The 13,201-nt window shown below is 63.9% G+C and carries 9 protein-coding genes; 5 read left to right on the top strand and 4 right to left on the bottom strand.

The features are described 5' to 3' along the window. Positions 1-23: 23 nt before the first annotated feature. The 3 genes from Q0687_RS14110 to Q0687_RS14100 all read left to right on the top strand — a co-directional run bounded on the left by Q0687_RS14110 (position 24) and on the right by Q0687_RS14100 (position 5,267). Entirely contained in the window at positions 24-2,297 is a 2,274-nt protein-coding gene (locus tag Q0687_RS14110; RefSeq protein WP_298877614.1) for a tetratricopeptide repeat protein, read from the top strand. A 77-nt stretch (positions 2,298-2,374) separates the two neighbouring features. Further along, positions 2,375-4,621: a tetratricopeptide repeat protein gene (locus Q0687_RS14105; RefSeq protein WP_298877612.1), complete on the top strand. Its 2,247-nt coding sequence runs from the start codon at positions 2,375-2,377 to the stop codon at positions 4,619-4,621. Positions 4,622-4,730: 109 nt separating this feature from the next. After that, positions 4,731-5,267 carry a hypothetical protein gene (locus tag Q0687_RS14100; protein ID WP_298877610.1) on the top strand — a complete coding sequence of 179 codons (537 nt, stop codon included), beginning with the start codon at positions 4,731-4,733 and terminating at the stop codon, positions 5,265-5,267. Between the two features lie 37 nt (positions 5,268-5,304). Here the strand turns inward: Q0687_RS14100 and Q0687_RS14095 are convergent, their stop codons facing one another. From Q0687_RS14095 to Q0687_RS14080, 4 genes are all read right to left on the bottom strand, one after another. After that, positions 5,305-6,339 carry a cysteine synthase A gene (locus Q0687_RS14095; RefSeq protein ID WP_298877608.1) on the bottom strand — a complete coding sequence of 345 codons (1,035 nt, stop codon included), beginning with the start codon at positions 6,337-6,339 and terminating at the stop codon, positions 5,305-5,307. Between the two features lie 83 nt (positions 6,340-6,422). Then, positions 6,423-7,652 (bottom strand): cyclopropane-fatty-acyl-phospholipid synthase family protein, encoded by a 1,230-nt coding sequence (locus Q0687_RS14090; protein WP_298877606.1) that lies wholly within the window; start codon positions 7,650-7,652, stop codon positions 6,423-6,425. Between the two features lie 94 nt (positions 7,653-7,746). After that, on the bottom strand, positions 7,747-8,583 hold the full coding sequence (locus Q0687_RS14085; RefSeq protein ID WP_298877604.1) for a DUF1365 domain-containing protein: 837 nt from the start codon (positions 8,581-8,583) through the stop codon (positions 7,747-7,749). Positions 8,584-8,587: 4 nt separating this feature from the next. Continuing rightward, a complete protein-coding gene (locus Q0687_RS14080; RefSeq protein ID WP_298877603.1) occupies positions 8,588-9,901 on the bottom strand; it encodes an FAD-dependent oxidoreductase in 1,314 nt (437 codons plus the stop codon). Positions 9,902-10,326: 425 nt separating this feature from the next. Here Q0687_RS14080 and Q0687_RS14075 point away from each other — a divergent pair, with 425 nt between their 5' ends. Then, positions 10,327-11,772 (top strand): efflux transporter outer membrane subunit, encoded by a 1,446-nt coding sequence (locus tag Q0687_RS14075; RefSeq protein WP_298877601.1) that lies wholly within the window; start codon positions 10,327-10,329, stop codon positions 11,770-11,772. Beyond that, complete coding sequence (locus Q0687_RS14070; protein ID WP_298877599.1) at positions 11,762-13,189, top strand: efflux RND transporter periplasmic adaptor subunit; 1,428 nt, start codon at positions 11,762-11,764, stop codon at positions 13,187-13,189. The genes Q0687_RS14075 and Q0687_RS14070 overlap by 11 nt, the downstream gene beginning before the upstream one ends. Positions 13,190-13,201: the final 12 nt, after the last annotated feature.

Here is a 13,201-nt window from a genome sequence, read left to right as displayed (position 1 = left end):
GGGCCATCCTCCGGAGAGCAACCTTGCAGACCAGCGGCGCCGGCGCGCGCGCATTCCAGAACGCGCGATTGCAGAAGAAATTCAAGAAGCAGGCAGACGCTATTCTTTGCGCCGCAGGAACCGCCTACGGCCAGGGTCGATATGCGGAGACCGAGGCGCTCTGCCGTCAGATCCTGGCGGTGCTTCCCGATCATGTCGACGCCACGCATCTGCTCGGCATGTGCGCGCATGATGGCGGGCGCCTGGAGGAGGCGCAGCAATTGATCGAGCGTGCGATCGCTCTCGATCCGCGCTCTCACGACGCTCACAACAACCTCGCGACCGTGCATTTCGACCTCAAGAACTACGAGGAGGCGCGCCGCTGCCAGGAGAAGGCCATCGCGCTCAAGCCGAATTTTCCGGCCGCGCTGACCAATCTCGGCAACACGCTGCTGCACATGGGGCGTACCGAGCAGGCGATCGAGCTTCACGAGCGCGCCCTCAAGCTGAAACCGGACTATGCGGACGCGTTCTGCAACCGCGGCATGGCAGAGCTGGCGATGGGGCAGTTCGAGCGTGCCGACCAGAGTTTCGATCGCGCCTTGTTGTTTCAGCCGCGTCACGCGGAGGCGAACGCCGGCAAGGGCTTGGTGAGCCTCGAGCTCCGGCACTTCAAGGAAGCGGCAGCCGCTCTCGCCATGGGACTGGCGATCAAGCCCCGTTCGGCGAAGATGCTGGCGCAGCGCGGACGGCTCCATTTCGATCTGTCGCGGCTGGAGCAGTCGGCCGCGGATTTCGATGCGGCGTTGGCGCTTTCGCCCACGCTCGAGCTGGCGTTGCGTGGGACGGCTCAAGTCAACATTTTGCTGGGAAACACCGCGAAGGCATTGGCGGCCGTCAAGACCCTGCTCGAGCAAAATCCGCGGTCCGCGCTCGGCATGGCGCTGTTGGCATCGTGTTACGCAAGCCAGGGAGACATCAAGACGGCGCTCGAGCATCTCGACGCGGCGCTGGGGATCATGCCTGATTATGCGGACGCGATCGCGCGCAAGATCTTCCTGCTGGATTATCTTGCCGAGGCCGATTTCGCGGTCCAGCAGGCGGCGCGAAAATATTGGTGGGATGCGGTCGGCTCCCATTTGCCACGGATCGAGCTGCCGCCGCGGGAGCTCGATCCGGACAAGCGGATCGTGGTCGGATATGTCTCGTCCGAATTCCGCAACCACTCGGCAGCGCTCACCCTGTTGCCGGTGTTGCGCCATCACGATCATTCCAAATTCGAGGTCATCTGCTATTACTGCTGGCCGTTGCAGGATGAGATCACCCAGAGTTTCAAGGCATTGGCGGACGTCTGGGTCGATGCGGGGCAGATGTCGGATAACGAGCTGGCCGATCGCATTCAGGCCGACAAGGTCGATATCCTGATCGACGTATCCGGGCATACGACCGGTCATCGGCTCCATGTGTTCGCGCGCAAGCCGGCCCCCATCCAGGTCTCGGGTTTCGGACACGCGACCGGCACGGGCCTTCAGACCATGGACTACGTGCTCGCCGATCCGATCTTCATCCCGGAATCGGCGCGCCATCTGCTCGCCGAAAAGGTCCATGATCTGCCGTGCCTGATCACAATGGAGCCCGTTTCGGATCTGAGTGTCTCCGAGCTTCCCATGCTCCGCAACGGCTACGTCACCTTCGGCGTGTTCAACCGCATCTACAAGATCTCCGATGATGCGATCCGTGTGTGGTCGCGCATCATGCGGCAGGTGCCGGGATCGAAGATCATCCTCAAGCATGGGCTGCTCGACGATCCCTTGCTGCGCGACAGTCTGATCGCGCGCTTCGTCGCGCAGGGCATTGCCGAGGACAACATCACGTGCCTCGGCTCCACGCCGCGCGCCGAGCACTTGCAGGCTTTTGCCCAGATCGACATTTCTCTGGATACGTTTCCGCAAAATGGCGGCATCAGCACCTGGGAATCTCTCTACAAGGGCGTTCCCGTTGTCGCCACGCTCGGCAACGGGGCATCCTCGCGAGCAGGCGGCTGCATTGTGGCTTCCGCTGGCCTCGGCGACTGGGTCGCCGACGATGATGACGGCTATGTCGAGATTGCGTGCAGGTTCGCAGCGCAACCGGATCATCTGGCGAAATTGCGCGCGAACTTGCCGGCGCAGATCGCAGCCTCGCCCGCCGGCAACGTCGAGGTCTATGCGGCCAGGGTGGAGGCGGGCTATCGCCAGTTCTGGCGGGATTATTGCGCGGCGGCTTCGGAGAGCGGCAACGTCGCGGTAAGCGAGGCAGACGCGGCTGGCGGTTCCTGAGAGGGATCCTGCCGACCGACCGGCCCTACCGCGCGAATCAGTTAGACTCGCCGCAGGCTATCTTCCGGAGAGACACCTTGCAGAACAGCGCCGGCGCTCGCGCATTTCAGAATGCGCGACTGCAGAAGAAATTGAAGAAGCAGGTGGACGCCGTCGTCTCTGCCGCGGCAAGCGCCTTTGGCCAGGGCCGGTACGCGGAGACCGAGGCGCTCTGCCGCCAGATCCTGCAGGCCGTTCCGGATCATTTCGACGCCACGCACCTGCTCGGCCTGAGCCTGCATCGGGGCGGACGCCTGGAAGAGGCGCAACAGCTGCTCGAACGCGCGATCGCGATCGATCCGCGTTCGCACGAGGCCCACAACAATCTCGCGAGCGTGTACGTCGTCCTTCAGAAATTCGAGGCCGCTCGCGCATGTCAGGAGAGGGCTATAGCGCTGAAGCCGAATTTCGCGCCGGCCCTGAACGGCCTCGGCAACACCTTGCTCAACATGCGCCTGCACGAGCAGGCCATCGAGATGTACGATCGCGCGATCGGGTTGAAGCCCGATTATGCCGATGCGATCTGCAATCGTGGCATGGCGGCGCTGGCACTGCACCAGTTTGACCGCGCCAGGGAGAGCTTCGATCGCACCTTGCTGTTTCAGCCGCGTCACGTCGAAGCGCTCGTCGGCAAAGGCGTGGTCGGTATCGAGCTCAAGCGCTACGATGAAGCGGAAGCTGCTCTCGCAGCGGCGCTCGCGATCAGGCCCGGTTCGGCGAAAATACTGGCGCAACGCGGGCGGCTTAATTACGAGCAGCAGCGCCTGGAACCGGCGGTTGCCGATTTCGAGGCGGCGCTTGCGATTTCGCCCAAGCTCGAACTGGCTCTTCGCGGCAAGGCACAGGCTTGCCTCGTGATGGGAAAGACAGCGCAGGCGGTGGCGGCCGCAGCGGCCCTGATCGAGCTAAATCCGCGCTCGGAGATCGGGCTGGCGCTGATGGGCTTTGCTCATTCAAACCAGGGAGAAATGGACGCAGCGATCGAATATCTCGATCGCGCGCTGGCGATCCGGCCGGACTATGAAGATGCGATCCGGGGAAAGATCTTCTTGCAGGACTTCCGCGCCGAGGCCGATTTCGCGCTCCAGCAGGCGGTACGACGGGATTGGTGGCACTTGATCGGCTCTAAGATCCCGCGGCGGGCGCTGCCGAAGCGGCCGCTTGATCCGGAAAAGCAGATTGTAGTTGGGTATGTCGCTAACGAATTTCGGCACCACTCGGCGGCGCTCACCTTGCTGCCGGTGCTGCGCCACCATGATCACGCGAACTTCAGGATCATCTGCTATTCGTGCTCGCCGTCACGAGACGAGATGACCGACAAGTTCAGGTCATTGGCGGATACCTGGGTCGATGCCTGGCAGCTTTCGGACGACGAACTCGCCGATCGAATCCAGGCCGACAATGTCGACATCCTTATCGATGTTTCAGGCCACACAACCGGCAACAGGCTGCAGGTGTTCGCGCGGAAGCCGGCCCCGATCCAGGCAACCGGCTTCGGACATGCGACGGGCACGGGCATGCAGACCATGGATTATGTGCTCGCGGACCCTGTCTTCATTCCGCAATCGGACCGGCATCTGCTGGCCGAAAAGGTATTTGACCTGCCGTGCCTCAACACCATCGATCCGATCCTGGATATGCCGCCCTCGGAGCTGCCCATGCTCCGCAACGGCCATGTGACTTTCGGCGTGTTCAACCGCGTCAACAAGATCTCGGACCAGGCGATCCGCACGTGGTCGAAAGTGATGCGCGAGGTGATCGGATCGAAGATCATCATCAAACATACGCTGCTCGACGATTCCCTGGTGCGCGACGGGCTTCTTGCGCGGCTGGTGAACCAGAGCATCCCCGAAGAGAACATCATCTGCCTGGGTTCGTCAGAGCGCGCGGAACATCTGCGGGCCTTCGCGCAAGTCGATATTTCGCTCGATCCATTCCCGCAGAATGGCGGCATCAGCACCTGGGAATCCCTCTATGCGGGCGTTCCTGTCGTGGCCAAGCTCGGTCACGGCGCCTCTTCGCGCGCCGGCGGCGCCATTGTGGCGGCGGTCGGGCTCAACGACTGGGTTGCCGAGGATGATGACGGTTACGCCGCGATCGCCTGCAAATATGCATCGCAGCCCGCGCATCTGGCGAAGTTGCGCGCGGAGCTGCCGGCTCAGATCGCGGCCTCGCGCGCCGGCAATGTCGAAATCTACACGCGAGAGCTGGAAGCGGGTTACCGCCAGTTCTGGCGCGATTACTGTGCGGCCGCTTCGAGGTCCCGCGAGGGCTCCGAAACCTAAAATCTTACGCAATTCCATCGCCGGCCAACAACCATGGCGGTGATGACGCCTCACCGCTTCACGCCTCCGAAGGCACTTCTTGCGCACCTGGGGCAAAGGGGAGCGTGAAATGCTCGGTTACGTGTTCGGCCTCAATGCCCGCCTCGGGCGATTGCATTTCTTCCTGGCCACGATCGCGCTGGCGATTGCGATGACCGCGATCTGCTTTGCAATCGCGATGGCGGTGCTGCGCACGACGTCGCCAAGCATGGTCCGCCCCGAGGATATCACCCATAATAGGGCGATCATTGCCGCAATGATCTTCTTTGGTCTTGCGACCTTCATGCTGCAATCGATGCGCATCCGCGACATCGGCTGGGATCCGGTCTGTGTCATCCCGGCCTGGATCGCGCTCATGATCGTCGATCATTTGGTGGCGGGGCGGTTTCCGGCATGGGCCATTGGTGGGGAGCACCAGGGCACGATGGTCGGCGGCCTGGTCAATCTCGGCCTGCTGCTGGCGCTGACCTTTTGGCCGAGCGCCGAGAGCGGAGGCGTCTCCACCAACCCGTTCGAACTGCCCGCGCGTGCGGCCGGTAAATCATCGGCGTCCGAGCAGCGCCTTGCGCGCGTGTCGCAGGGCTCGGCGCGTCCGGGCTGGGGTTAGGCAGTCAGAGTTAAGGGCGTGGAGCCGGCCGCTCGGGCTAGACGAACGGCAGCTTGATGTTGCTCCGCTTCTCAAGCCATTCCGGCACGGGCAGGTTCTTGGCGCGCATGAAGTCGGCGTTGAACAGCTTCGACTGATAGCGGCTGCCGGAATCGCAGAGGATGGTGACGATGGTCTTGCCGGGCCCGAGCTGCTTGGCGAGCCGCATCGCGCCTACAATGTTGATGCCAGTTGAGCCGCCGAGACACAGGCCTTCGTGCTGGAGCAGCTCGTAGATGACAGTCACGGCTTCCGTGTCCGGAATGAGATAGGCGTCGTCGACCTTGGCGCTCTCGACGATTGCGGTCTTCCTGCCGAGGCCGATGCCTTCGGTGATGGAATCGCCCGGGCTCGCCTTGGCAGTGCCGGTCCGGAAATATTCGAACATGCCGGCGCCGTGCGGGTCGGCGCAGGCAATCCGGATGTCCTTGTTCTTCTCTTTCAGAAAGCGGCTGGTGCCGGCGAGGGTGCCGCCGCTGCCGACCGAACAGACGAAGCCGTCGATCTTGCCGCCGGTCTGCGCCCAGATCTCGGGACCGGTCGAGTCGTAATGCGCCTTGGCATTGTCGAGGTTGTTCCACTGGTCGGCGAACAGCACGCCGTTCGGCTCGGTCTTGCGCAGCTCGTCGGCAAGGCGGCGGCCGACATGCTGGTAATTGTTCGGATTGGAGTAGGGCAGCGCCGGAGACTCCAGCAACTGGGCGCCGCACAGCTTCAGGAAATCCTTCTTCTCCTGGCTCTGCGTCTCCGGGATCACGATCAGCGTGCGATAGCCGCGGGCGCTCGCGACCACCGCCAGCCCAATTCCGGTATTGCCGGCCGTCGCTTCCACGACGAGGCCACCCGGCTTCAGCTCGCCGCGCTTCTCGGCCTCCTGGATCATCCATTTGCCCGCGCGATCCTTGACCGACTGGCCGGGATTCATGAACTCGGCCTTGCCGAGAATGGTGCAGCCGGTCAGTTCGGAGGCGCGTTTGAGTTTGATCAGCGGGGTGTTGCCGATGGCTTCGACAACGTCGTTTTTGATGGTCATGTCAGGCAATTACCGGCTGGAGGCGGGAAGTTGTCAGACCCTAAAGTAGGGTCGCCAGCCACACAAGGCGAGGGCCTCAACTCTTATTGCTGCTTTGCGAAGATGACTTGCCGGACGTCGATATTGCCGGACAGGAATCCGGCCTCGCAATAAGCGAGATAATACTCCCACAGCCGCCGGAACCGGTCGTCGAATCCGAGGGGAGCGAGAGCTGGCCATGCCGCGCGAAAATTATTCCGCCAGGTGGCGAGCGTCTTGGCATAATCTTGCCCGAAGATGCGCTCGCGAATGACGGGTATGCTGAAGCGGTCCCCGAGCGATTTCAGCACGGCGGGCGAGGGCAGCATGCCGCCCGGAAAAACATAGCGCTGGATGAAGTCGACCTCGCGCCGGTAGCCCTGGAAAAGCCGGTCCTGGATCGTGATGGCCTGGATGCCTGCCAGTCCGCCCGGCAGCAGCCGGTCGCGCAGCTGGGCGAAATAGCGCGGCCAGAATTCCTCGCCCACCGCCTCGATCATCTCGATCGAGGCAATCCGGTCGTAGCGATCGCGCTCGTCGCGATAATCCTGCAAGCGGATCTCGACTTGTTCGGCGAGGCCGGCTTCGTGGATCCGCTTCTGCGCAAAATCGCGCTGCTCGGTCGAGATGGTCAGGCCGACGACGCGCGCGCCAAACGTCTTTGCCGCGAATTCGGCGAAGCCACCCCAGCCGCAGCCGATCTCGAGCAGCTTCTGGCCGGGCTTCAGGTCGAGCGCCTCGGCGAGGCGGCGGTATTTGTTGGCTTGGGCTGCCGTGAGGTCCGTGGTGGAGCCCTCGAACAGCGCAGACGAATAGGTCATACTCGGATCGAGCCAGGCCGAGTAGAACGCATTGCCGATGTCGTAATGGGCGTGAATGTTGCGCCTCGCCTGGCGGCGCGTGTTGCGGTTGAACCAGTGCTGCACCATCTGCACGAATCGCATCAGAGGCTTGTCGCGCAGCATCGCCTGGATCAGGTCGTGGTTGACGCAGAACAGGTAGAGAAACTGCGTGAGATCGGGCGTATCCCAATCGCCGGCGAGATAGGCTTCGGCGATGCCGATGTCGCCGCTGTTGATCAAGCGCGAAGCGAAGGCGTAATTGTGCAGTCGCATCGCAGCTTCCGGACCCGGCTCGTGTCCTCCGAGCCGGATCACACGGCCGTCGGGCAGAGTGACGTCGAGCGTGCCGCGTCGCAGCCGCGACCCGAAGGTCAGTGCAAGGCGAACGATGCGCGGCAGGTCGGCGAGCACTGTCTCGACGTCATCAGGTGTCACCGAAATGGCATTCGACATCGGCAGATCCATGATCTCAACGAATACCGTCCGACCGCGAGCCGAGCGCGCCCATCCCGCTCTGTTGCTTGACCCGAGCGCGCCCCGCAATCGGTCAGCGACTGATAATATAGGGGCGCGATTTGCCGGGCGCCAAGATGGTTTCGTCGCTGCGCTGCCCTGCGGTATCGGGTCGCGGTACCAGCCGCGCACCCTTCAGCCAGAGCCGCAGCGCTTCCCAGTGGATCGCTGCCATCACCTTGAGGCTGACGAGCGGCAGGCTGAAGAAGGATCGCAGCAGGGCAGGCGAGGTCAGGGCTCGGCGGCGGCCGCTGAAGGTCGCTGCCAGCAGCGGGCCGTCGTTGTCGGTCTCCAGGATGCGCAGCTTGACCTGATCGGACGGCGGCAGCAGCCGGAAATGGTAGCGCATCGCCATCGGCACAAAGGGCGAGACGTAAAACTGCTTGTCCTGTTGTTGCCGCAGGCCCGCGGCGTTCAGCTCGCCGGCTCTGACAGGCAGGATGTACGGATGCACCTCGCCAAAGGTGTTACGGACCTCGTAGATCACCAGCGCCAGCTCGCCATCGGCGTTGCGGCAAAAATAGACCGAGAGCGGATTGAAGCCGTAGCCGAGCAGGCGCGGATAGCACAGCAGCTCGACCCGGCCGCCGCCGAGGTCGATGCCTTCAGCGGCGGCGCAGCGCTCCGCGTAGGCGCGCAGCGAGGAGCCGTCGCGCGGGCCGTGGTCCTTCTCGTGGAAACTGTAGAGCGCGGCGCGGTTGACGCCGAACAGTACCGACTGCCTGTCAGCCTCGTCCAGCCGGTCGAGGTCGATCAAGAGGCTCATGACGCGGTAGCTGAAGCGATGGCCCATGGGTCTGAGCCGCGCATGCATGACCTCGCCGAAATAGAGCGAGGCGGCATCCGATGCTGAAAGGCCTGTCCTCACCATCGCGCTACTCCGCAGCCTCCGCCAGCTCGATCGGGGCCGCCCGCCACGGCGCGGTCGCCCCGAGCGCCTCGGCGACGTTGAGGCCCGAGCGCAGGCCGTCCTCGTGAAAGCCATAACCGGTCCAGGCGCCGCAGAACCAGGTGTGCCGCGGGCCCTGGATCTCTGCCAGTCGCTTCTGCGCGGCAAAGGCGGCCGCATTGTACTGCGGATGCTCGCAGAGATACTGGCCGAAGGTGAGCTCGGGCGCAGGTTCGAACGGCGGGTTGAGGCTCACGAACAGCGGCTTGTCGGCATCGATGTCCTGCAGCCGGTTCATCCAGTAGGTCACCGCGACGTCGTTCATCGCTTCTCCCTCGCGCTGCCAGCGCAGGAAATTCCACGACGCCCAGGCACGGCGCCGCTTTGGCATCAGTCTGATGTCACGATGCAGATAGACCTTGTTCGGGGAATAGTTGATGGCTCCGAGGATGTCGCGCTCGCGCGGGTCTGCATCCGACAGCATGGCGAGTGCCTGGTCGCTGTGCGCGGCAATCACCACGTGGTCGAAACTCTCGAGCCGGCCGTGGCTGTCGCCGACCACGACACCATGCGCCGTGCGCGCGATCGACGTGACGGCGCTGCCGAGCCGGATGCGGTCCCTGAATGCGGCCTGAAGCCGCCTGACATAGGTCTGGCTGCCGCCTTTGACGGTGCGCCAGACTGGCCGGTCGTAGTGCAGCAGGCGATGATTGTCGAAGAAGGCGACGAAGTTCTCGGCCGGGAAGTCGAGCATTTCGCTGGCGGGCGCAGACCAGATGGCAGCCCCCATTGGCGCGAGATAGTCGGTCAGCAAACGCTTTGAGAACTCTCGTTGCCGGAAATAGGCACCGAGCGTCAGTCCGGCCAGGCGGCCATTGCGAAGGTCGTCGACGCTCTGACGGCCGAATGCCGGGATCTCCGTCAGCATTCGCAGGTAGGACGGGGAGAGGAGATTGGCAGGCTGAGCAAACAGGCCGGCCCCGGTCGACCACCGATCATTGCCTCCGCCGCGCCATTCGAATCGACCGCCATCGGCGGACACTGCAAAGCTCATGCAGCTTGCGACCGTCTCGACGCCGAGATGGGCGAACATCGCCGTCAGGTCGGGATAGTTGAGCTCGTTGTAGACGATGAAGCCGATATCGACGGTGACAGGCGTGCCCTGATAGTCGACGGTGACGGTGTGGCTATGGCCGCCCGGTCGCAGCTCGCGGTCATAGACGGTCACAGGATAGCGCTGAGAAAGCGTCCAGGCCGCCGTGTTGCCGGCAATGCCCGTTCCGATGACCGCGATGCGCATGCGTTAATGTCCCTGCCTGGTGCTGGACAAGCTACGGTGCGTTGCGGCGCCGGTTTCAGTGGAGCACGGGCCTGACTCTGCGTCTTAAGAGCAACTGTGGCTGCAATATCACATGAAATCTTTGTAAGCTTGATCGTGTTTCCGAACCTTTCCGGAATTGAAGAAACAACTGCAAGACAGGCATATCTGTCAATCCAACAGTCCGGTCGTCGGCACGGTCCGCTGTGCGTTTCGCAGGTGCGGGACTGTCCCGCAGTTCCGCGCCCGGCTAGTATGGATTTCAGGTTCCGCAGAAAGCATCACGCTGTGAATGTGCTACAGAATGGCCGCCGGCCAACCACCCGCGAATCGGCTCACCCGGCCGCGCGGTGGCGGCATGATCTGCCCGTCAGGGGGTGGATGTGACACAGCGGGTTCCGGCCCCCATGAGGCGGCAATTCCTTGGCTCAGCGTCCCGGACCCTGCGAGCCGTCGCGGTCGTGTGCCTGGCCTCGAGCTCGGGCGCCTGCGTACTGACCCAGGACCTTCCCGATCCCGCGCTCGATGTCCCCACGCAATACAAATACGCCGGGAAGGCGGACGCGCCGCCGACGCTGGATTGGTGGCGCGGCTTCCGTTCGTCGGAGCTGACCCAGCTGATGGAGGAGGCGCAGACCGTCAATCTCGACATCGCTGCCGCCGTCTCGCGCATCGTCGAGGCGGATGCCCAGGCACGCCAGGCGGGCGCGGCGCTGTTGCCGAGCCTGTCGGGGACCGGGTCGGAGACGTATTCGCGTACGTCGGGTTCGAGCTCTTCGGGACTGACCAATGGCGGTCGTGAGGTGGTCAATTATTCCTCATCGCTGAGCGCCAGCTATCAGCTCGATTTCTGGGGCCAGAACCGCGATGCGCTGCAAACGGCGGAGGAGACCGCCAAGGCCAACCGCTTCGATCGCGATACCGTGGCGTTGACGACGCTCGCAGCCGTCGCCAATGCCTATTTCCAGGTGCTGGCCTCGCAGGACCGCCTGCGTACAGCCCAGCGCAATATCGCCAGCGCCCAGCGCATCCTCGATGCCATCCGCGAGCGCCGCAAGGCCGGGACGGGGACTGATCTCGACGTCGCCCAGCAGGAGAGCGTGCTCGCCAACCAGAAGGCGCTGGTGCCGCCATTGCGCCAGACCCTCGACCAGAACGCCAATGCGCTCGCGGTGCTGGTGTCGCGCCCGCCGGAGAGCGTGCGCGTTGCCGGCGGCTCGCTGGATCGGATCGCCATTCCGCGTGTCACGCCTGGGCTGCCGTCGGAACTGCTGACGCAGCGGCCGGACATCCGCCGGCAGGAGGCACAGCTCGCCTCCGCCACCGCGAATATCGGCAACGCGCGCGCGCAGTTCTTCCCGAGCATCCAGCTCACCGGCAATGGCGGCTATCAGAGCTCGGCGCTGTTTTCGTTGTTTCAGCCGCACGCGGCGTTCTTCCAGCTGGTCGGCAGCGCGACCCAGCCGATCTTTGACGGTGGCAAGATCCTTGGCAATTTCGAATATGCCAAGGCGCGCCAGGACGAGCTGCTGCAGACCTATCGCAAAACCATCGTCCAGGCCTTCACCGACGTCGACAACGCACTATTTTCAATCAAGCAGACCACGATCAAGCTGCAATTGCAGCGCGACGTGGTCAACGCCTCGCGGCGCGCCTTCGATCTCGCCGAGCAGCAGCTGCGGGCCGGCACGGCTGATATCGTGACCGTGCTCAACACCCAGCTCACGCTGTTCCAGGCCGAAGACACGCTGTCACAGGCACAGCTCGCAAGGCTTCTTGCCATCGTCAGCCTGTATCAGGCGCTCGGTGGTGGCTGGGAGCCGCGAATGGAGAAACCGGTCAATGCTCTTTAAGCCGGATACGAAAGACGGCGCGAAGGCGGGAACGGCGAAGAAGTCGCGCGGCCGCGGCTTCGTCATGACCCTGATCACGCTCGCGATCCTCGGCGGGCTCGGCTATCTGGGCTGGACCGTGATGCACCAGCAGCCGCAGCAGGCGGCTGGCGGTCGCGGCCAGCAACGGCCCGATCTGCCGGTGCCGGTGCTGGCCGCAACGCCCAAGGTTCAGGACGTGCCGGTTTATCTCGATGGCGTCGGCGCCATCCGCGCGCTCAACACGGTCACCGTGCGCTCCCAGGTCGACGGCAAGCTGATCGCGGTGAAATTCACCGAAAGCCAGGATGTCAAGAAGGGCGACGTGCTCGGCGAGATCGACCCGGCGCTTTACCAGGCGACCTATGACCAGGCTGTGGCCAAGAAGGCCCAGGACGAAGCCCAGCTCGCCAACCAGCGTATCGACCTGACGCGCTACGAGCAGTTAGCCGCCTCCAATGCCGGCTCCAAGCAGCAGGCCGACACCCAGCGCGCGGCGGTCGCGCAGACCGAGGCGCTGGTCAAGGCCGATCAGGCCGCGATCGACAATGCGGCGGCGACGCTGAGCTACACCAAGATCGTGGCGCCGCTGTCGGGCCGCGTCGGCCTGCGTCAAGTCGACCAGGGCAACATCATCCACGCCTCCGACACGACCGGCCTCGTCGTCATCACCCAATTGCAGCCGATCGCCGTGTGGTTCAGTCTGCCGCAGCAGCAAATCATGCGGGTCAACGCGGCGGCCGCGAAGGGCGCGCTGTCGGTCGACGTGTTCGGCAACGACGGCGTCACCGTGATCGACACCGGCAAGCTCACCGGCATCGACAACCAGGTCGACCAGACCACGGGTACGCTGCGGCTCAAGGCAGAGTTTCCAAACGCAAACTACCAGCTCTGGCCCGGCCAGTTCGTCAATGTCCGCCTCAAGGTCGAAACGCTGAACCAGGCGCTGGTGGTGCCGACATCTGCGGTGCAGCGCGGACCGATCGGCACGTTCAGCTATGTCATCGGTGAGGACAATGTCGTGACGGCCAAGCCCGTGACGGTGACGCAGCAGAACGAGCATGATGCGGTCATTGCGAGCGGCCTGACAGCGCACGACAAGGTGGTCACCACGGGCTTTGCCAATCTGTCCGACGGCTCCAAGGTCGTCATCGGCCGCGACGAACAGACGCCGTCGGCCGATCTCGCCCCGCGCAAGCGCACGCGCGCTCCGCAAGCCGACGGGAAGGGCGGTCAGGCCAAAGACGGCCAGAAGGACGGGCAGGGCAAGGACGGCGAATTCCGCGCCAAGCGGAAGAGCAGTGAAGGCGACCAGAAGGGCCAGACCGGGCCTGCGCCGGGGCCGGGGGCTCAACCATCGGGGGCCCAACCATCGGGATCTGGAGCCAAGCAGCCATGATCCCGGCAACAG

The sequence above is a fragment of the uncultured Bradyrhizobium sp. genome, assembly GCF_936928535.1.
In the GTDB taxonomy this organism is placed as follows: domain Bacteria; phylum Pseudomonadota; class Alphaproteobacteria; order Rhizobiales; family Xanthobacteraceae; genus Bradyrhizobium.
Note: the sequence above shows the minus strand (reverse complement) of the source record. Positions and strands in the feature narration are given on the sequence as shown.